At 49.7% G+C, this 20,436-nt stretch carries 15 protein-coding genes; 11 read left to right on the top strand and 4 right to left on the bottom strand.

Annotated features, from left to right (window positions below):
• The first annotated feature begins 30 nt into the window (after positions 1-30).
• Positions 31-612, top strand: a complete 582-nt coding sequence (locus tag MHM94_RS03805) for a TetR/AcrR family transcriptional regulator (protein ID WP_022943758.1) — start codon at positions 31-33, stop codon at positions 610-612.
• Here MHM94_RS03805 and MHM94_RS03810 read toward each other — a convergent pair.
• Positions 599-1,885: a Glu/Leu/Phe/Val dehydrogenase gene (locus MHM94_RS03810; protein ID WP_235419103.1), complete on the bottom strand. Its 1,287-nt coding sequence runs from the start codon at positions 1,883-1,885 to the stop codon at positions 599-601. The two genes, MHM94_RS03805 and MHM94_RS03810, sit on opposite strands and share 14 nt — an antisense overlap.
• 236 nt (positions 1,886-2,121) lie before the next feature.
• Here MHM94_RS03810 and MHM94_RS03815 point away from each other — a divergent pair, with 236 nt between their 5' ends.
• The 6 genes from MHM94_RS03815 to MHM94_RS03840 all read left to right on the top strand — a co-directional run bounded on the left by MHM94_RS03815 (position 2,122) and on the right by MHM94_RS03840 (position 8,006).
• A complete protein-coding gene (locus tag MHM94_RS03815; protein WP_235419102.1) occupies positions 2,122-2,547 on the top strand; it encodes a hypothetical protein in 426 nt (141 codons plus the stop codon).
• A 76-nt stretch (positions 2,548-2,623) separates the two neighbouring features.
• Entirely contained in the window at positions 2,624-4,453 is a 1,830-nt protein-coding gene (gene secD / locus MHM94_RS03820) for a protein translocase subunit SecD (RefSeq protein ID WP_235419101.1), read from the top strand.
• Entirely contained in the window at positions 4,446-5,345 is a 900-nt protein-coding gene (gene secF, locus MHM94_RS03825; RefSeq protein WP_235419100.1) for a protein translocase subunit SecF, read from the top strand. Before secD ends, secF begins: the two co-directional genes overlap by 8 nt.
• Before the next feature lie 124 nt (positions 5,346-5,469).
• The gene (locus MHM94_RS03830) at positions 5,470-6,894 is read left to right on the top strand and encodes an alanine/glycine:cation symporter family protein (protein WP_235419099.1); all 1,425 of its coding nucleotides are present in this window, start codon (positions 5,470-5,472) and stop codon (positions 6,892-6,894) included.
• A gap of 86 nt (positions 6,895-6,980) precedes the next feature.
• The gene (locus MHM94_RS03835; RefSeq protein WP_235419098.1) at positions 6,981-7,298 is read left to right on the top strand and encodes a hypothetical protein; all 318 of its coding nucleotides are present in this window, start codon (positions 6,981-6,983) and stop codon (positions 7,296-7,298) included.
• A gap of 267 nt (positions 7,299-7,565) precedes the next feature.
• On the top strand, positions 7,566-8,006 hold the full coding sequence (locus tag MHM94_RS03840; protein WP_138590222.1) for a nuclear transport factor 2 family protein: 441 nt from the start codon (positions 7,566-7,568) through the stop codon (positions 8,004-8,006).
• A gap of 33 nt (positions 8,007-8,039) precedes the next feature.
• Here MHM94_RS03840 and MHM94_RS03845 read toward each other — a convergent pair whose 3' ends face one another.
• Together MHM94_RS03845 and MHM94_RS03850 are read right to left on the bottom strand one after the other, a co-directional pair.
• Positions 8,040-8,924 carry a patatin family protein gene (locus MHM94_RS03845; protein WP_138590220.1) on the bottom strand — a complete coding sequence of 295 codons (885 nt, stop codon included), beginning with the start codon at positions 8,922-8,924 and terminating at the stop codon, positions 8,040-8,042.
• A gap of 161 nt (positions 8,925-9,085) precedes the next feature.
• The gene (locus MHM94_RS03850) at positions 9,086-9,670 is read right to left on the bottom strand and encodes a TetR/AcrR family transcriptional regulator (RefSeq protein WP_235419097.1); all 585 of its coding nucleotides are present in this window, start codon (positions 9,668-9,670) and stop codon (positions 9,086-9,088) included.
• Between the two features lie 125 nt (positions 9,671-9,795).
• Between MHM94_RS03850 and MHM94_RS03855 the strand changes: the two genes are divergently transcribed.
• Positions 9,796-10,845 carry an alkene reductase gene (locus MHM94_RS03855; protein ID WP_235419096.1) on the top strand — a complete coding sequence of 350 codons (1,050 nt, stop codon included), beginning with the start codon at positions 9,796-9,798 and terminating at the stop codon, positions 10,843-10,845.
• A 156-nt stretch (positions 10,846-11,001) separates the two neighbouring features.
• On the opposite strand, the gene MHM94_RS03860 is transcribed toward MHM94_RS03855, so the two are convergent.
• Entirely contained in the window at positions 11,002-11,559 is a 558-nt protein-coding gene (locus tag MHM94_RS03860; protein WP_022943770.1) for a DUF6795 domain-containing protein, read from the bottom strand.
• A gap of 230 nt (positions 11,560-11,789) precedes the next feature.
• On the opposite strand from MHM94_RS03860, the gene recC reads away from it, so the two are divergent.
• The 3 genes from recC to recD are packed head-to-tail and all read left to right on the top strand — an operon-like array spanning position 11,790 to position 20,434.
• Positions 11,790-15,053, top strand: a complete 3,264-nt coding sequence (gene recC / locus MHM94_RS03865; RefSeq protein ID WP_235419095.1) for an exodeoxyribonuclease V subunit gamma — start codon at positions 11,790-11,792, stop codon at positions 15,051-15,053.
• On the top strand, positions 15,040-18,609 hold the full coding sequence (recB, locus tag MHM94_RS03870) for an exodeoxyribonuclease V subunit beta (protein WP_235419094.1): 3,570 nt from the start codon (positions 15,040-15,042) through the stop codon (positions 18,607-18,609). The genes recC and recB overlap by 14 nt, the downstream gene beginning before the upstream one ends.
• Positions 18,602-20,434, top strand: a complete 1,833-nt coding sequence (recD, locus tag MHM94_RS03875) for an exodeoxyribonuclease V subunit alpha (protein WP_235419093.1) — start codon at positions 18,602-18,604, stop codon at positions 20,432-20,434. Before recB ends, recD begins: the two co-directional genes overlap by 8 nt.
• The last annotated feature ends 2 nt before the right edge of the window (positions 20,435-20,436 follow it).

Below are 20,436 nucleotides of genomic sequence, written 5' to 3' on the forward strand. Positions count from 1 at the left end.
ACTGCGCAGCAAATCGTTGAGGGGCGGAATATGAGTAGTAATAAGCAGCAGGCGGTGATCACCGCTGCTATCGCATTATTTGCACAACACGGCCTTGCAGGTACCACTATGGAAGCGGTGGCGGGCAAGGCAAAGGTATCAAAGCGCACGTTGTATAAATATTACTCCAGTAAAGAGCATTTATTTGATGGTGTGGTGGACCTACTCATAGAGCGTATTCGTCCACTGCAAGAAAACCATTTTTGCGCGCAAACCCCGATAAAAGAGCAATTGCAAGCACAGGCCCATGTCGGCTTACGATTGACACAAGACAAAGACTACCTGACCCTTTCGCGCATTGTTATGATTGAATCGTTGCGTTCGAAAAAGCGCGCGGCCAAGCTGCAAGAGCGGTTTCAAAGTTTTGAGCAAGGTTTGCACTCATGGTTTTATGAGGCGCAGCAGCAAGGTGCTTTGGGTGAAACGCCCGCCGAAATTGCTGCTGCCGTGTTCTACGGGGGCATGAAAAAGTTGGCATATTGGGAGCAGCTCATCAAGTGGAAACCGCCGGTGGAAAAAGAAAAGCTCGACCAGTTAGTCGAGCTTACCTGTCGGATGTTCACTCGCCATTAAAATAATCGGGCGTGCCATGTGCTTCAATACCGTCACTGAGGCGCTTGAGTGCGACGGCATAGACCGCATCGCGAAAATCGAGTTCTTGGCGCTGTACTTGCTCGTTAGCGCGCGCAAATGCACGGCGCATCACTTGCTCTAGCTCTTGCTCAACCCGCTCTCGCGACCATTGGTAACCGCAACGGTTTTGTACCCACTCGAAGTAGCTGACAGTCACACCACCGGCGTTGGCCAAAATATCAGGGATCACAATGACACCCTGTTGTTTTAGTATACTGTCGGCATCACTGGTCACCGGGCCATTGGCTATCTCAACGATATACCGTGCTTTGACTTGCTCAGCATTCTCAGCGGTGATCACGCCGCCTAATGCAGCGGGAATTAAAATATCGACATCGCAGTGCAGCAGCTCCTCATTGGAGAGGGTGTCGTAGTCCTGACTTTCACACACTGAGCCTTCACAATAGACCGCTTTGAGCTCTTTATGTTCTTGCTTTTGCTGATAGACGCTATCAACGTTGAGACCTTCTTGGCGATAAATAGCTCCTTTAGAGTCACTAACGGCCACCACTTTATAGCCATCGTTAGCGAGTAAACGGGCAACATGATAACCGCCGTTGCCGAAGCCTTGCACTGCCACTGTGGTTTGCTGAGGGTCGAGATTGTCACGTTTTTCCAATTCTTTAATACATAGGTAAGCGCCGCGCCCAGTGGCATCGTCGCGGCCAATACTGCCGCCGAGAGCCAATGGTTTACCGGTGATCACGCCGGGATTCTTAACTCGGGTAATTTTTTCATACTCATCCATCATCCAGCCCATAATAAGGGCATTGGTATACACATCAGGTGCTGGAATATCACGCTCAGGGCCAATAAAATCGGCCATAGAGCGCACATAGGCGCGTGATAAGCGTTCAAGTTCAAAAGGAGATAAGGTTTTCGGGTCGACACTCACACCGCCTTTAGCGCCTCCAAATGGAATATCGACGACAGCGCATTTGAGCGTCATCCACAGCGCTAGGGCTTGTACTTCTTCGCTGTCAACTTCGGGGTGGAAGCGAATACCGCCTTTGGTCGGGCCGAGCACATTGTTGTGCTGGCAACGGTAGCCAGGGAAATACTGAACATGGCCATCATCCATACGCACTTCAACGTTCACGTGCATCATTGCCTGCGCGTGACTGAGCGTGTTGAGAACTTGTTGTGAGCACTGGATGGCATCCCCGATGCGTTTTAATCGTGTCACTGCGTCGTCAAAAGTTGTGCTACTCATTGGGCCTCCATTGGCATGATTCGATTTTGCTTAAGAGCAAGGTCGAACTATTTAGAGCAATTATTTTTAGTACCTAAATCAAACGTCTATATAGCGTTTGTGGTTCACTTTTTAAGGTTATTTAATCTCTGGGATTGAAATAGATAAAATCAACCCTATCTCTAAGAGGCATTCAATATCGGCAACTGGCCGAGCATAAATATAAGTACAAGGCACCCATGCGCAACGGTATAATTATGGTCATCGTGTTAATGACGCTGCTTTTGAGCAGTGCATCCGCGCTTGCCCATACCCATACCACAGCAGCCGAATCACCGCTCTGCTCGTTGATGGTGCAAGAACCCATGCAGTGCAGTTTTGATGATGTCAGCGCCGATGGCGCCTCAGAGCACCAGCGCCCAGCACCGCACCCCGCGCAATTGCCAGAGCGCGCTATGCGTACTCACCCCAGCTATTTTTTACACCCGGAGCAACAACCACTTTACTTGCTGGCATACACATTGGCGCAACACACTGCGCCGTTTAAACAGCGCTTTAAGGCGCCACCCGCCAGCCATTTTAAGCCTTGGTATATCGCCAGGGAGCAGAAAAAATGTGGCCTTATCAATCACTGTCAGGCCGCGAACTTAATTTATCGTAGCCGACTTCACTACGAGTCCTGAGTTAAATCAACCTTCGTTCTATTAATACCGAAATCAAGATTTAACACGCTTGCTGAGCAAGCGAAAAGGACTCACAATGAGACAACAACCTCACTCGCAAGAGCGAGTCAAAGGCGCGTCGGCGCTGAGCAGACAGCTGCGCTTATTTACCGTTATTAGTGTTATTTTAGTACTTTTTCTTAGTGCGCTTCCCAATATCTACCCTGATCATGCTGCAGTGCATGTGGCGTCTGTGCCCACCCACAGCGATACCGTTAATATTAAAGCAGAGTTGACAGAGGCTGGTTTTACCCTCGCAAAGGCGCACTATGATGCTGGCGAGCAACGCTTTGATATCCGTTTAACGGATCCCGCACGCAGTGCCGAAGCCGCACGTATATTGCGTGAGCATGGGCATGAGCAGGTCAAAGTTGTCAGCCAAAGCAGCACACCACAGTGGCTTCAAAGTTTGGGATTAGCACCGATGAAGCTCGGTCTGGACTTAGGGGGAGGGGTGCTATTCGTATTGCAAGTGGATACTGACCAAGCACTCGCCACACGGTTAAAGAGCATTGCCGAAGAGGCCAATACGCTGAGAGTTAAAGCGCGTTTACGGGGCATAAAAATACACTCGCCGCAAAATAACGAAGTACGCTTAGTGGCAGCGCCAGCTAACCAAGCACACTTACAGCAATTGGCTGATAAGTTGCAGGCGGCCTATCCAAAACTGGATATCGGTAGCGCCCATCAAGGCAGCTTAGAAATAGTATCCTTACGCTACCTGGATGCGCAGCAACAGCAATTTGCTAAGGCAGATATGACACAAGCGTTGGCTACTTTGCGCTCGCGCATCGAGGAGCTAGGCATAACCGAAGCTGTGGTGCAACGCCAAGGCGAGCGGGCTATTCGTATTGAGCTACCCGGTGTGCAAGACCCCAGTGAAGCAAAGCGTATTATTGGTGCCACTGCACAGCTTTCTTTTCACGGCCTGCAAGAAATTGGCGGTAAGCGGGTGCGCACTGAGCAAGGGCACAGCATTGCCATAGAGAGTAAAGCAATATTCACGGGTGCAGATATCACCGGTGCTCAAGCCGGTCGAGATGAAATGGGGCAGCCGATGGTACAGTTGCAACTATCCTCAGCAGGGGGAGACAAAATTAATCGGTTCTCGCGTGCGCACATAGGTCAACCCATGGCTACCTTGTACAGTGAATATGTAGCGGATGCCCAAGGTGAGGTGCGAATGCGCGAGCAGGTGATATCTGTGGCGACCATTAACGAAGCATTGGGAACGCGTTTTAGTATTACTGGGCTGGGTACCTGGCAACGAGCTCAAGACTTAGCCTTAGTATTGCGCGCAGGCTCATTAGAAGCACCCATTACCATAGTCAAAGAGCAAACCATGACTCCCAGCCTCGGTAAGCAAAACATAGAGAACGGTTTTAACGCTTTGTTATTGGGCTTAGCGCTAACATTGTCGTTTATGTTGCTGTGGTACCGGCGTTTAGGGGTTGTCGCCAACCTTGCATTAGCAATTAACCTAATTGCTTTGGTGGGGCTAATGTCACTGCTACCCGGCGTGGTATTAACGCTACCTGGGATTGCCGGTTTGGTGCTGACTATTGGCATGGCGGTGGATACCAACGTCATTATATTTGAGCGTATCAAGGAGGAACTGCGCTTAGGCAGAACCCGCTTACAAGCTCTTAAACGTGGCTATCAAGGCGCGATGAGCAGTATTATTGATGCCAACTTAACGACATTTATCAGTGCCTTAGTGCTTATCGGTGTGGGCTATGGCCCAGTTAAAGGCTTTGCCATTACGTTAGCGCTGGGCATTCTCACCAGTGTATTTAGCGGTGTATTGGTGTCTTCTTACTTGTCACACTGGTTGTTCGCAGCGGCGAAGGAGGTGCGTCATGGCTAATTATTTAACACGATTACGCCATCTGGGAATGGCGATCAGTATGCTTATGCTGGTACTCGCCGGCACTGTGATTGCCATCAAAGGAGTACCGCTTGGCCAAGATTTTACTGGCGGTTATGTGCATCAATTTCAGGCGCCAGAGGCGCTCACTCAACAGCAACTACAACACCAATTAGAGGGCTTACTGAGTGGCGATTTTCAATTAAGTGCACACAGTGATAATCAATACCAATTATTTCAACCACCGAGCGAAGGGCAGAGCAACCCCAAGTGGCTCGATACCTGGGTCAGTGACAACGCATTGGTGCTACTGGATAGCAGCTTTTTAGGTGCACAGGCCGGTGACGAGCTCATCGACCAGGGGCTGATGGCGTTGTTATTCGCAACCCTAGCGGTGATGCTGTATTTAGTCTGTCGCTTTGAATGGCGTTTAGCGCTGTCGGCCACCTTGGCGTTGGTGCATGACGTTGCACTGACGCTGGCGGTGCTGGTGCTTTTTGACATTCCTTTCACCTTAACCGTGTTAGCTGCCATCCTTGCCATCATTGGCTATTCGCTCAATGACTCCATTGTTATCGGTGATAAGGTGCGTGAGGTTGTCCGCGCAAAGCCCGCACAGTCGGTGGCGGTGAGTATCAATATCGCCATTGCCGCATCCATGAGTCGTACACTTATTACCTCAATGACCACACTGGCGACGATTATCAGTATCTGGGCGTTGGCAGGGCCGCCTCTGCAAGGGTTTGCCATCACCTTGTTTGTGGGTGTGCTGGTGGGCACTTGGTCATCGGTGTTCATCAGTGCCACCGTGCCGCATTGGTTAGGGCTTAGCGCCGAAAACTACACCAACCAAGACAGTGATGAGGTAAAACGTCAACTCGCTCAACCTTAGCGTTACTCTCTTTCTAGGAGGCTTAGCCTCCTAGATTATATCCCGCCTAAAGTCGCATTTTTATCTCCATAGCCTAGTATAAAGTGACATAAACAAGCAGTTTTACAAGCACTTGGAGTGAGCATTGCTAGAGTCATTGATAGCCAGCGTAAATGCGCTGTTGTGGGGAGAAGGGCAGATCCTTATTTATTTACTGCTCTTTGCTGGTGTGTGGTTTTCGATTTCGCTCAGAGGGATTCAGCTCACTCATTTTACCCATATGTTTGCGCTATTAAGAACCAGCACACACGCTCACAAAAACCAGATAAGCTCATTTCAAGCGCTGTGCACCGGCCTAAGTGCTCGTGTCGGCACTGGCAACCTCGCCGGGGTGGCAGTGGCTATTTCTTTGGGCGGCAGTGGTGCCGTGTTTTGGATGTGGGTGATTGCCATACTCGGTATGGCCACCGGTTTTGCCGAAAGCGTACTAGGACAAGTATATAAAGTACGTGATAGCCAAGGCGAGTTTCGCGGCGGCCCTGCGTACTACATTCAAATGGGGTTGGGGCAAAAATGGCTAGCCATTGCCTTTGCGCTGTGTTTGTTTCTCGGTTATGGCTTTAGCTTTAGTGCCATGCAAACCAACACTATCACCGATGCGTTGCATCATGCCTTTGGCGTGGACCGATTTTATACCGGTTTGGTTATCACCTTAGTCACAGGCAGTATCATCGCCGGCGGCTTTAAGGCCATTGCCCGTTTCGCAGAGCGGGTGGTGCCGCTAATGGGGTTAGTTTTTGTGTTTAGCGCAGTGGTAGTGACGATGGTCAGTTTTGAACGGGTGCCGGCGATGCTCAATGATATTTTGCACAGTGCGTTCGGCCTGCAAGAAGCGGGAGCTGGGGCGCTCGGAGCGGCGATTAAAAATGGCATTCAGCGCGGCCTTTATTCCAATGAGGCTGGAGCCGGGAGTGTTCCCCACGCAGCGGGTGCGGCAACACCAACACCGAATCACCCAGCCACACAAGGGTATATACAAATGCTAGGGGTGTTTTTCGACACCATAGTGCTATGCAGCTGCACGGCGGTGATTATATTACTGGCGGATATCCCCATCAGCGGCGATATGGAGGGCATTCGCCTCACCCAGGATGCCATGACCGCGCATATGGCCGATGCCGGTGTGTATTTTGTTGCGGCGGCAATCACCTTGTTTGCATTTACCTCAGTGGTGGCAAACTTCGCCTATGCCGAGAGCAACTTGCACCTTTTTGCACTGGATAATCGTATGGGCAGAGGCCTGTACATGCTCAGTTATCTAGCGATGATGTTATGGGGAGCCAGTGCCAAGCTTGAGCAAGTATGGAGTTTAGCAGATATGGCCTTAGGCTTGATGACATTGGTCAATATCGTCGCGATTGTGCAGCTTACGCCGACAATTAAACGCGTTACATCAGACTACCACCGCCAGCGTAAGCAGGGTAAAGCTCCTGAATTTTGCGTAGCAAAGGTCAAGATACAGGGGCAAACAGAGTCAGGAATTTGGCAAGAGAAAAGTATAGATAACTGAGCTAAAAGCATTTTACGTTATTCATGGCAATTTTTGTTACACTCACGGCTTTGATGACTGTCGCCGTTAAGGTGTTAAGGAAAACCATGAGTAAACTACGAATTAGTCGTGATAGTGGCTATGCAGATAGAGCTAGAAAGTACACGGTTATGTGTGAAGGTAAGGCGTTGGGTAAAATTGGTAATGGCGAAAGTGTTGAGTTTGATGTGCCACCAGGCGAAAAAGAAGTTTATTTAAAAGTGGACTGGTGCCGCTCTAATAAAGTGCGTATTAACGTACCAGCAGAAGGGACGGCGCAGCTAAGCGGAGGTTCAAACTTACGTGGTCCGCGAATTATGCTCGCCATTGTTTATGTACTTTTTAAGCCGCATGATTACCTGTGGCTAACTGCGCAAGCAGACTAGCCGTTCAACCTTCCTCTGTTTTAGGTGGTGATGGCTAGCGCTGTCACTACTTAATAGGGCGATGATTAAAAACGCCGTTCAGACCTAGGTTTTTGTCGATAAATTTCATTCAGATTAATTAAAACTACTGTTAATGAAATTCACTGCTCATCGGATGTTTTTGAGTTTATTCTAAGCTGGCAACATGCAACCCCAACCCATAAAACGAGCGCTGTAGGCTCATTTTACAACATGGAGCGGGTTACTTTTTAAGCATAAGAGGCAGCGATGAAGCAAATACTCATTACACTCATGATTTTATTCAGCACCAGTACACTGGCTGAAGGCCAACTGACCAAAAACAAACAACTGGTCATCGATTTTTATACCGATGTGGTACTAGCTGAAGACGCGACACATATCGATAAGTACCTAGGTCCGCGCTATATTCAACACAACCCCATGGTCGCAGATGGTAAAGAAGGCCTGCGGGCGTTATTGCGCAGCTTGCCTAAACGAGATAAAAGCGCCGGACCCAGTGGTGAAATAGTGCGGGTGATAGCTGAGGGCGACTTGGTGGTATTACACGTTAAAAGTTACCATTGGCCGCAGCCGAATGGCGGTGCCATTGTTGATATATTTCGTGTGGAAAATGGCAAAATTGTTGAGCACTGGGATGTCATTCAAGCCATTCCTGAGCAAGCCAAAAATACTAATACCATGTTTTAGCTTTACCATTGAGCAGCGCAACCCGAGGCCTTATTATACTGCCTCAGATTGTGGCTCGGGCTCTTTCCAACGATTGACTGCTTTTAAACCAACTTCAAAACCGAGGCGATAGTCCTCTTCTAAAGTCTCGATGCTTGAGCCTAACACCATAGATTGTAATGGCCGAGTTGGGGCTATTTGAACCACGTTAACACCTTCAGGTGGTGACCTCATAAACTCAACAGCCTCGGCGTAGCGCTGTTGATAGTGATGATAAATTTCAAACATCCGTGGCGATTGGTTTATGCGCCTCATAATAGGTTTAAGCCTCTCCAACACCGGCATCTTGCCATCATCATGAGCTTCAACTGTGCGGATCACCCAAATGGTTTTCGCGCCTTTTTCATGAGCCCACCGCACCGGCAGGGGGTCGGCAACGCCGCCATCCATCATGCCATGGCCTTCGACTTTTACGCCGGGGCGATACAGAAATGGAATAGCGCTTGAGGCCTTTAGGTGCGCAAACATATTCTCATGCCAAGTATGTAAGTAATGCGGCTCAAACGAGTCGTAGTGGCTAGCCACCGCATAAAAATTACTCTCTGGGGTGAGGTTATTAGGCTCAGTGGGGAAGCGCACCTTGCCGTTGTGCTCAACTTGATGAAAATACCAGTCTAGGTCAATGACGTTACCACCGGTGAAAAACCGGGCCGGTCGAAAAAACTGTTGCTCTGTGGTGAGGTGCTCAATCGCTGTTTGTGCATATTGGCGTGCCCGAGCACAGTAAGCTGCGAGATTTTGGGCGCCTGCAGAAACGCCGACTTTTAAATCGAAGGGCGCAAATTTCTTTTCTAGGAAAGCATCGAGTACGCCGGCGGTAAAAATGCCTTTTTGTCCACCGCCTTCGGCGATGAGTGCGGAGCGTATATGTGTTGTCATATTGTACTCTTCTATTAATTATTAATGTGTGAAGAGGTACACATTTCACCAAAACCAATTACGTGCAGAGGTTTTCGCCGTCAGCTTTGGTCAATTGTGTTTCATCCCCCACTGAATGTGGAATATTAGCTGTATTATGGGCGATAGCGATGAATTTCAAGTTAATCAACAATAATAGCGGCTAAAAGTTGTTCGCCCATTTGTGTTAACAGGGCTTCGTCTGGCTGTGTAAACGCATAGGTGCGCATGCCGTAAATACCCATGGCCAAAAAGCGCGCTAGCTTCATCGCGTCATCTTGGTTCACGGCTTCACCTTGGTGCTGAGCGCGGCGAATTTGCGCAGCTAAGTTCTGCTCTAATTGCTTGAGGTTTTGTGCAATAATATTGGCCACTTCCGGGTCTTGGCCTTCTATTTCATTTAAAGAGCGGGTGAGTAAACATACCTTCGCACAGGTCTTTTGCATGCACTCAGTGACCGTGTTGGCGATAAATTCACGCAAACTATCAACAACCGGGCGTTGGGCGTTAAAAATGGTGTCGAACGCTTGTTGTTTTTGCTGATGGTAGTGACTCACCGCCTCGATAAACAGACCTTTTTTACTGCCAAATGCGCAATAGATAGAGCCTGGATGCAACCCCGTTGCTTGGGTTAGTTTTTGCATACTGGCTTTGCTGTAACCATGCTCCATAAAGGTTTGCATGGCTTGTTGTAAAACGTGGGCTCGGTCAAATTCGGCGCTGCGCATAAAAACGACATGATGCTGCTAACTAAGATAACGAACATGGTACCATTTATTTTCAATATTTACTTGAATTAGCATTCAACAATCCATACGTTGAATATACATTCAAAAAAATAAATATGCTTTATATGACCGATCTTCTTTTACAACCTTATGCATTAAATGACGAACTGACTCTTAAAAATCGTATTCTTATGGCGCCGCTTACGCGCTGTATGGCGGATGATAATCTCGTACCAACGGAAAAAATGGCGGCCTATTATGCTCGTCGCGCTGATGCTGGGTTGATCATTAGTGAAGCCACGATTATTCGCCCTGATGCCCAGGGCTATCCGAATGTCCCGGGTATATTCACCAGTGAGCAAATACAAGGTTGGCGCAATGTCACTGAGCAAGTGCATGAGCAAGGAGGCAAGATATTTTGCCAACTATGGCATGTTGGCCGTGTCGCTCATCCACACTTTTTTGCAGGAGATGTGCTCGGTGCCAGTGCGATTGGTATCGAAGGCACTGTGCCGCGCATGCGTGAATTAAGTTACCAAACACCAAAAGCCGCGAGTGAGGCGCAAATCGAACAGCTTGTGGCTGATTATGCTAAAGCGGCAGAAAACGCGATAGAGGCTGGTTTTGACGGCGTTGAGATCCATGGTGCCAATGGCTACCTGATTGATCAATTCCTGCACCACAGTAGCAACCAACGCAACGACAACTATGGCGGCAATGCTGCCAATCGCGCACGTTTTGCACTTGAGGTGGTCGACGCTGTCGTCGCGCGTGTGGGGGCTGCGAAAGTGGGTTTACGGTTATCCCCTGGGGCGTACTTCCTGCTCGATGAGGGCGATGAGCAAGATACCGCCGTGTTCGATTATTTACTGGAGCAGCTTAATCATCGAAATCTTGCGTATCTGCACTTGGGTATTTTCGATGACAGCATGCGTTTCCCTTATCTTGGTGGCAACGGCAGTGCCTCGCAATATCTACGTAAACATTATAACGGGAACTTGGTAGGTGTTGGCAGTTATACGCCGGAGCAAGGCGCTGAGGCAATCAGTAATGAAGAGTTCGATTTACTAGCCTTAGGTCGTCCTTTTATTGCTAACCCTGATTTGGTCGCCAAAGTGAAAGCGCAAAAACCACTCACGCCATACACTGATGATATGTTGGCTGAACTTTACTAAAAAGGCTGCGCTAGCTTTGCAGTGCCGCTATATTTTTGGTGGTGAGCGAAGAAAATGCAAAAATATGACCCTTGTCATGAATTTGCAATTTTGGCGCTTTACTATGAGTGGCAAGTAATGACGTATGTGTTGCTTGAACTCTGATTAGACCCCGACTTAGCCGCTGATAACAGCGGCTTTTTTTTGTGCCGATTTTTGCACATGTAAATCACATATCGAGTAGACATTCACGGGCAGGCTAGGGCGGCGCTTATCGCTGATGTTGAACTCATTTTCAGCGGAGAGCAAATTACACTGCAACTGCGATAGGGTTTCTTGAAGCACGAAGTTGTCTAATTCATGGTCAATGGCGGTGTACCATAACACGTACTGTTGGCCTTGGTAGCGCACACTGATGTCCTGCCATAAGCGCTCCGGAGGCTCGCCAAAAACAGGGTGCTCTGTGGTCATGGGGGCAAAGTAAAAGTGTCCGCTGCTGTCTGTTTTCGCGCGGCTAACGAATTGCTGATCGCCCACCGATAAGGTGCGGGTAATTTCGACATTGGCCAGCTCAGAGCCGCCCAAAGCAAGCTTCCCCTTCACTTGCGGGGATAGGGTTTGAGATTGGGTCACTAAATCAGAGATAAGTGGGCGATGTTGCCCAAAATCACCAAGCAGCGTCACTGAGCAAGCAAGTAAGCCGGCACAAAAAAGGCTGAAAGCAATCAATCGCATTGGCACGCTCCTGTGTGCTAATTCATTCCATTGTGGTTATAACTTAATCTATGTTCCTAAAATATGCAAATTCAAGATGTTACCGAATATTTTGCTATTAACTTAGGTGCAACAATGAAGCCGCTTAACAATAACCAATAAGGTGAAAATACACTGTGATGTCAACCTAGTGCCCGTCATTAAAATTGCGTACACTGGCTATCTAGGCATTCCAATAATACCGATAACGCATGCTGCATATAATACAGTCAAACCGTATGGAGATTCTCAGCGCCCAGCTCTGTGCGTTGCTGGCTAATACCAGCAGTTCTAATATTTTCCACAAAGAACAAGTATTGGTGCATTCTCCAGGAATGTCACAATGGTTGAAGCTTGAGCTTACAGCGCAGTTAGGCGTATGTGCACAGGTCGATTTTCCATTACCTTCGAGTTTTATCTGGTCTTTGTACCAGCAAGCTTTGCCTGATGTTCCGCCAGAGTCGTCGTTTAACAAAGCCAATATGACATGGAAGCTCTACGAACTGTTGCCGCAAAAATTAACACAGGCTCATTACCAACCCCTGATGCGCTACCTTGAAGGTGACGATGATGGTCACAAACGCTATGCCCTGTGTGAAAAAATTGCTGATGTGTTCGACCATTATCTAATGTATCGACCACAGTGGTTGGCTAGTTGGCAAGCGGGCGAAGACCAACTAGATGACGTTGATATTAGCCATGCACCTTGGCAGCCCGATCTTTGGCGCGCTTTAGTTGCACGTGTTCAAGAGCTGGAGCAAAGCCCATATCATCGCGCTAATATGCACCAAGGATTACTGGATGCACTGGCGGCGGGGCAGTTGCAACTGCCGCCACGTATTTGCTTGTTTGGTATCTCCGCTTTGGCGCAATCGCAGCTAGCGATCTTTCAGGCGCTCAGTGAGCACACGGATGTGTTGATATTTCTGTTCAACCCCAGTGAACATTATTGGGGCGATATCGTTGATGAGAAAACGCTGGCTAAAATACACACTCAATATCAACGTAAGCCTAATGTCGACGCGGCTGAATCTGAGCAACAATATTTTATCGTCGGTAATCCATTATTGGCATCATGGGGTAAGCTTGGCCGCGATTACCTAGAGCAACTGCTGCAATTAGATGGCAAGTGGCTGGATGGTTTCGATGATGAATTTGCGCCGCATTTATTGGGTCGTCTACAGCAAGAGGTATATGAATTAGCTTTCAAAGGAGAAAGCCTAGCGCAAGACCCACACTGGTTTATCAGTGAGCAGGGCAAGATAGCATTGGCGCAACAAGATCACTCCCTGTTAATAAGTAATTGCCACACGGCTTTGCGTGAAGTGGAGTGTTTACACGACCATCTACTTGCTGAGTTTGCCCGCGATCCAACCCTAACACCCAAAGATATCATTGTGATGATGCCTGATGTCGGGCAGTACAGCGCCTTTATTGAAGCGGTGTTTGGTGGCGCTAAAGGCGAGCGCCATATTCCCTATGCCATTGCCGACTTATCCATTGCCCAAGAGCAGCCTATTGTTAATGCCTTGGTGAGCTTGGTGAATCTACCATTTAGCCGCTTTGGTGTCAGTGAATTGATGGATTTATTATACATTGAGGCCATTAGCCAGCATTTCGGCTTCGTCGCCAGCGAACTCGAACAGTGCCAAGTGTGGCTTGAGCAAGTCGGGGTGAAGTGGGGAATTGATGGCGCGCACAAACAAGAATTCAACCTGCCAAGTATTGATCTCAACACCTGGCGTTTGGGAATAAAGCGATTATTGTTAGGCATCGCGGCCACCGATGCGCCTTATCATGGGGTTTATCCGGCTGACGCAGTTGAGGGCATGGCCAGTGATACATTGAGCAAACTCTTGGCCTTTATCAATGTGTTGTTGCAGGCCAAGCAGGCACTTAGTGGTGATGCAAGCTTATTGGATAAGTGTACCAGCTTGCGCGCAATTGCCAGTGAAGTGATGGCAGTAGAGCATTTAAGTGCCGCAGACTTAGCCTTGTTAGATGGCCTCTATAGTGACATTGAAAAGCACTATGATAATGGTGACTATCAAGGGCTCATCTCGGCACGGATCTTCGCCACCTTGATTCAACAAGGTGTCGAACAAAAAGGCGTGGGGCAGCGGTTTTTAATCGGTAAAGTTAACTTTTGTACGCTGATGCCGATGCGCGCCGTGCCCTTTAAAAAGGTCTGTATCTTGGGGTTGAACGATGCCGATTACCCACGCAGTGTACAGCCTATTGGTTTTGACCTGGTGCCTTACAGCCAGCGACGCAAAGGCGATCGCTCACGTCGCCTAGACGACCGCTATTTATTTTTAGAGGCCTTGCTGAGCGCCAGAGATAGCCTATATCTTAGTTATATCGGTCGCTCTAGCCGCGATAACAGTCCCCGTATGCCCTCGGTATTAGTCAGTGAGCTGTGTGAATATTTAGACCGCAGCTTTTGCTGGCAAGACAGCGATGATACGTTCACAAGCCGATTAGTGATGCAGCATCATCTGCAGCCGTTTCATCCGCAGTATTATCAAAAGGACAGCCGTTGGCAAAGCTTTAATCCGGTGTGGGCCTTGCCGTTAACAGCCGCACAAGAGCAAAAACAACAGCTTCAGCCTTTGGCTGTCACAGCGCCACAACTGTGCGAGCTCGATACTTTGATGCAGTGTGTTACTCGCCCACAACGTTATTTTTATCAACAAGTACTTGGGGTGCGCATAGATGGCATTGATGCACACGATGAAGATATCGAGCATTTCGATTTAGATGCCTTATCGCGTTATCAATTGCTCGATGAGCTGCTCGAAGGACAATTGCACGGTAGCGCTCCGAGTGACGAGGAAATTATCCAGCGCGGGGTGCTGCCCCAAGGTGTGTTATCGACATTGACCTTGCAGCAACTGCGTAGTCGTATCAGCCCACTGGCAGAGCAGGTTCAGCTGCGTACGCAAGGGCAAATGGCGCAAATGCTGGAAGTGGATATCACGGTTTCTGGAGTGCGCCTGCAAGGTTGGTTAGCGCACCTCTATGGCAGTCAACAGGTGTTTTATCGCAGCGCCAGTATTAAAGCGAAGGATAGGATCCAAGGGTTTATTTATCACTTACTCGCGCAGCTGTGTGGGGAGGCGGTCACCACCGTGGTGATGGGCTTAGACGAACAAGTGTCTTTTGCCCCGATGAATGCTGAGCGTGCCGAACAATTATTAGAGCCTTGGCTAGAACTCTTTACTAGCAGCCATCAAAGCAGTGTGGCATTTTTCCCCGCCAGTGCCTGGGAATGGATACAAAGCCAAGATATGAATAAAGCCAATATTAAGTTCGTCGGCAGCCCGTATGTGGGTGTCGCCGAGCGCAGTGACCCTTACATCGCCACTGACTTTGCCGACCTTTTTCAGTGCGAGCAGGAATTCTGTGACTGGAGTACGCGATTGTTGCAACCCATAGCGCAATTAGGCGAGGAGCAACGCTATGCAGACGCTTAACCCTGTCACCCTTGCCTTTGATGGACAACAGCTTATTGAGGCCAGTGCCGGAACCGGTAAAACCTATACCATCACCGGGTTGTATTTACGCTACTTGTTGGGTCTGTATGAAGATGCCCAGGGCAACCAAGGCGAGCCGCTGACGGTGGAGCAAATATTGGTGGTGACCTTTACCGAGGCCGCCACCAGTGAAATCAAAGACCGGGTGCGCTCGCGCATTAGCATGGCAAAAAACATGCTGCTAGGGGAGCACAGCAGCGATGAGCTCTTGCGTGACTTGATAGCGCAGCTTGACGACCGTCAACAGGCATTTAATCGTCTGGATATGGCGGCGAAATCCTTGGATGAAAGCGCCATTTACACCATTCATGGATTTTGTCAGCGCATGCTTAAACAACATGCGTTTGAATCGAACATGGCCTTTAATTTGCGCTTCACCCTGGATGAGAGTGAGCTGCATGAGCAGGCGGTGTTCGATTTTTGGCGACAGTTTGTGTATCCGCTGCGTGCAGAGCAAGCGCAGGCGGTCCTCGCTCATTACAGCTCGCCACATAGCCTGCTAAAAGAGCTGCGTGCGCTCATTAATCGCGAACAGCTGCAGTTACAACCACACATTGATGACCCTGAGGCTGAGCTGACCCAATTGTGGCAATGCCAAAGCGAATACCTTAAGGCTTTGCCCCAGTTCAAACAGGCACTGCGCGAGGGCGATTTTTTCAATGCCATTGCCGCCAGCGATATCAAAGGCAATGCCAAACCTAAGCATAAAAGTAATTTGGCGGGCTTGGCAGCGTTTAGCGACAATGATGACACCCAGTTGAGTTTAGGTGCGGCCAAGCACTCCTTTAGCTTATGGAGTGCGCAAAGCCTTGAGGACCCCAGCATTTACAAGAAAAATGGCCAACCCTTTTCTCACCCTTTGGTGGTGGAATTTGAACGTATGGCGCAGCTTAGCCAAGGCCTGGGTGAGCGCCTTGCGCAGGTGATATGTGTCTTGGCGCTCGCCTATGTGCGCCGCCATGTGCAGAGCAACAAAGCACGCACCGGCATTATCGCCCCCGATGACCTGCTTAGTCAGCTCTATGATGCGTTGCACAATGACAGCGACAACCAGCTGCAACAGCAAATTCGCCGCCAATACCCAGTGGCGATGATCGATGAGTTCCAAGACACCGATCCCATTCAGTATGGTATTTTCAGCACTATTTATCGTCCCAGCGATGAACAGTTCACTAACCTCACCATGATAGGGGATCCCAAGCAGGCCATTTATGGCTTTCGTGGCGCCGATATTTTTACCTACATCGATGCCAAGCAACAACTGAGCGCGCAGCAGCAATATACCTTGGCAAAAAACTTCCGCTCGGCGACGCCATTAGTGGAAAGTGTCAATAACTTATTCAGCAGTCACCCGCAGAGCTTTATCTTTAACGATGCCATTCCCTATCAAGAAGTGGAAGCGAATGGCAAGGATAAAGCGCTGTTATATAAAGGCGAGGCGCTCGGTGCCATGGATTTTGTCTTTTACGGCAGCGGTGCTGAGGTGTTATCGAAAGAGCAAGGACAAAGCGCCTTGGCCGAGGCATTTGCAAAGCGGGTTCACTTTTTGTTGGCTGCGGCGCAACAAGGAGACTTGCTGCTAGGTGAGACGCCCCCGTGTGCCGGCGATTTTTGCATCTTGGTACGCGACAGGGGTGAAGCGGCACTGATGAAAAAGGCGCTTACTCGCCAAGGTGTTGCCAGTGTTTATCTAGCCCGCGAAAGTGTGTTTAAGCAACCGCTGGCGCAACACCTTTACCGCTTATTGGCGATTATACACGGTCCCTATGATGAGCGCGCACTGCGCGGCTTGCTGGCGGGGCCATTTTATAACTTCAATAGCGCCCAACTGCTGGCACTGAGCGATGATGCCGAGCAGTGGCAGCAACAATTGCAGCACTTCGCTGAGCTCAAGCGGCGTTGGTACCGCGACGGCGCGTTGGCAATGCTCGAGCAGCTGTTATGGCAAAATCAATTACCGCAAGTATGGGCCGAGCAAGGGTGGGATGTTGAGCGCCTATTAACGGATTTTCGTCATCTCGGTGAAATTCTCCAACATAAGCAACTTGAACTGGATGGCACGGCGCGGTTGCTGAAGTATTTTCACCAGCAATTGACCCGTGATAGCAGTGAGGGTGACAGCGCCCAACTGCGTTTGGAGTCCGATGCCCAGCTGGTGCAAATCGTGACCATGCATGCTTCTAAAGGGTTAGAATACCCCATTGTGTTTATGCCGTTTGCGGTCAATTTCCGCAGCGCCAGCGCCGCTTATTATCACCACCAAGGGCAGCTGTACTTAGATTTATCTAAACAACAAGAGAACCTTGCGCGCGCCGAGCGTGAGCGCTTAGCCGAGGACTTAAGGTTATTGTATGTGGCCTTGACCCGGCCCATCTATCATTGTGCTTTAGGGCTTTATAATTTGGGTAAGCATAAACGCTCGCAACTGCTGCAAAGCGCGCTAGGGTACTTGTTGTTTCCGGGCGCTGAGGGCACGGAGAATGTTCGTGAGCTGCTGCAGGCTCGACTCGCGCCTTACCCGGACATGAGTTTAACCGATGCTGATCATTATCAATCGGGTGAGAATCTGGTGCAGGAAAACGCGGTCGTTGAGCGCGATGTGCGCGCCCAGCAGGCGGTTATTGAGCGCAACTGGCGGGCCACCAGCTTTAGCGCCTTGAGCTTCAAGCACAGTGATTATCATGGTACCAGCCACAGTGGCGGTGATGATGAGGATCACCGTTTGCAGCAAAGTTTAGTGCTTAAGCAGGCCCTCCCGGTGGCGCAGCTAACGGCTTATGATTTCCCCAAAGGCCCGGGGCCTGGCAGTGCACTGCACGATATTCTCGAGCAAATCTCTTTTCGCGGCGTGCTCGCCGGCGAGACGCAGGCCATGGAAGAGCTTGAGCAAGTGATCACCTATACCCTGCATAAATACGCACTGGATGAGAGCTGGCACGCGCTGCTATGCAGCTGGATGGCGGCGATTATGCGCTGCCCCATACTCGAGTCAGGGCTTTATTTGGGGCAGTTACAAAGCGATGATTGTTTAGTGGAGATGGAGTTTCATCTCGCGCTCAATGAGCTTGATGCCCAACATTTTAATGCCACCATGATAAGCCTGTTTGGCTATGACTTTGGTCTTGATTTTGAACGTGTTAAAGGCGTGCTAAAAGGCTTTATTGATTTAATCTTTTGCTATCAGGGGCGCTATTACGTGCTTGATTACAAATCGAATTACCTCGGTGAGAGCGCCGATGATTATAACGATGAAGCCTTAACGCACGCCATGAATGCCCATAGCTATCATGTCCAAGGGGCGATTTATATGGTGGCATTGCACCGCTTGCTGGCGGCGCGATTGCCTGATTATGACCCCACTAAGCACCTAGGTGGCATGGTGTATACTTTTTTACGAGCGATGCCCGAGGGACACGGAGTGTACTATCGGCCATTCAGTGTTGCTGAAATCGACACCTTAGACGGGCTTTTCGCCAAAGGAGCGCACTATGCTTGAGGTACTGTTAGAACAGCGTAAAGTGCGTACCGTGGATGTCGAGTTGGCGGCGTTACTCGTCGATGAACAGCAACCGCCTTACAGCGAGGGGTTTTATATTATCCTGCTGTTGCTCAAAGCTATGCATGAGCAGCATACCTGCTTAGATTTGCACAGTGTGAACTGGGACAACCCCTTTGAGCTCGATACCCGCGCGCCAGTGCCCGCGTTTTTTGCGCCTGACTTCGATGCCCTCGGCTGCCTTAATGCCTTGCCGTGTACTGGGGCTGAAAAACCGCTGCGCATACATGGGCAGCGCGTCTATCTGGCGCGCTATGATGGCTACGAAGCGCAGTTAACCGCGCGCTTTTTGCAGTTAGCTAAGCAGCCTTTGGAGCTTGACTTGCCGGCGCTCAAAGCGCTGTTGGCGCATTACTTTAACAATCAAAACAGCGAACCTGATTGGCAAAAAGTGGCCTGTGCTCTGGCGGCCACCAGTAAGTTTTGTGTGATCACCGGCGGTCCGGGGACAGGTAAAACTACTACGGTGACGCGTTTGTTAGCGATTTTACAATCGCTCTATGCCCAAGCCCCTTTGCACATTGAACTGGTTGCTCCAACCGGCAAAGCAGCAGCACGCCTAAGCGAGTCTATTCAAGGAGCAAAAGGCGACTTAGCCGAGACCGACCAAGCGGTATTAGAGAGTATTCCCGAGCAAGCGCAAACCCTGCATCGGTTGTTAGGTACGGTGCCCATGTCCAATCATTTTCGCCATCATCGGGGTAATCCGGTGCATGCCGATTTAGTGATTGTCGACGAAGCGTCCATGGTCGATATTAGCCTGATGAGCAAATTGGTAGACGCCTTAGCACCGCATACTCGATTGATTTTATTGGGCGATAAAGACCAGCTGAGCTCGGTGGACACGGGCAATATCATGGCTGATATTTGCAGTGAATGTGCCCTTGGCCAACTGCCGCACTACAGTGACCAGCGCGCCGAGCAACTTGGCTATTTATGCGGTGAGCATTCTTATCACAGTGGCCAGCAATCACCTTATGCGTTAACCGATCATGTTGCCTTTTTGCAGCACAGCTATCGCTTCGATGGCGACAGCGGCATAGGCCAACTGGCGTATGCAATTAACACAGCCGATAGCAAAAAAGCACGATACCTGCTGCAAAGCCGCGCCAGTGATATTAGTTATTACCCTTTGGATGAGGGGTTTTACAGCACACTCATTGCCCGCTGCGCCGAGCAGTACAGCCACTACTTAGCATTGATTGCAGCCGGGGCAACGCCCGCACAGGTGCATGACGCATTTGCTCGTTTCCAGTTACTTGCCGCACTGCGAGAGGGGCCCTTTGGTGTGCATGCGCTTAACCAACGCATTGAACATCACCTCGCTCAGCAAGGGGAAATCAATGTGCAGCAGCGCTTTTATATCGGTATGCCGTTGATGATCACTCAGAACGACTATCAGCTTAACCTGTTTAACGGTGATATTGGCATTATTATGGCGGATGACAACGGCGAGCCTCAGGCCGTTTTTATGGGCGCGCAGGGCGAGGCCAGGGCATTCTATCCGGGGCGTTTACCGCAATTTGATAAAGTCTTTGCTATGACCATTCACAAGTCACAAGGCTCTGAGTTTGCCCATACCGCCATGGCGCTGCCGCCGCTGCATCGGGGCGGCCAAGGACTTAATCGCCAATTGGTGTATACCGGTGTGACCCGTGCCAAGGCGCATATTGAATTGATCTGTGATGCGCGCACTTTGGCTCATGCCATCGCCACGCCAGTGCGCCGGGCATCGGGGTTGTATCAGCGTTTATGTGAGTGTTAGCG

The organism is Pseudoalteromonas sp. CNAT2-18.1, from assembly GCF_022347865.1.
In the GTDB taxonomy this organism is placed as follows: domain Bacteria; phylum Pseudomonadota; class Gammaproteobacteria; order Enterobacterales; family Alteromonadaceae; genus Pseudoalteromonas; species Pseudoalteromonas ruthenica.

Bases quoted from the DNA above. Each gene is read 5' to 3' on its own strand.
- MHM94_RS03805 (WP_022943758.1), top strand. From the start codon at position 31: ATGAGTAGTAATAAGCAGCAGGCGGTGATCACCGCTGCTATCGCATTA.
- MHM94_RS03810 (WP_235419103.1), bottom strand. From the start codon at position 1,885: ATGAGTAGCACAACTTTTGACGACGCAGTGACACGATTAAAACGCATC.
- MHM94_RS03815 (WP_235419102.1), top strand. From the start codon at position 2,122: ATGGTCATCGTGTTAATGACGCTGCTTTTGAGCAGTGCATCCGCGCTT.
- secD (WP_235419101.1), top strand. From the start codon at position 2,624: ATGAGACAACAACCTCACTCGCAAGAGCGAGTCAAAGGCGCGTCGGCG.
- secF (WP_235419100.1), top strand. From the start codon at position 4,446: ATGGCTAATTATTTAACACGATTACGCCATCTGGGAATGGCGATCAGT.
- MHM94_RS03835 (WP_235419098.1), top strand. From the start codon at position 6,981: ATGAGTAAACTACGAATTAGTCGTGATAGTGGCTATGCAGATAGAGCT.
- MHM94_RS03840 (WP_138590222.1), top strand. From the start codon at position 7,566: ATGAAGCAAATACTCATTACACTCATGATTTTATTCAGCACCAGTACA.
- MHM94_RS03845 (WP_138590220.1), bottom strand. From the start codon at position 8,924: ATGACAACACATATACGCTCCGCACTCATCGCCGAAGGCGGTGGACAA.
- MHM94_RS03850 (WP_235419097.1), bottom strand. From the start codon at position 9,670: ATGCGCAGCGCCGAATTTGACCGAGCCCACGTTTTACAACAAGCCATG.
- MHM94_RS03855 (WP_235419096.1), top strand. From the start codon at position 9,796: ATGACCGATCTTCTTTTACAACCTTATGCATTAAATGACGAACTGACT.
- MHM94_RS03860 (WP_022943770.1), bottom strand. From the start codon at position 11,559: ATGCGATTGATTGCTTTCAGCCTTTTTTGTGCCGGCTTACTTGCTTGC.
- recC (WP_235419095.1), top strand. From the start codon at position 11,790: ATGCTGCATATAATACAGTCAAACCGTATGGAGATTCTCAGCGCCCAG.
- recB (WP_235419094.1), top strand. From the start codon at position 15,040: ATGCAGACGCTTAACCCTGTCACCCTTGCCTTTGATGGACAACAGCTT.
- recD (WP_235419093.1), top strand. From the start codon at position 18,602: ATGCTTGAGGTACTGTTAGAACAGCGTAAAGTGCGTACCGTGGATGTC.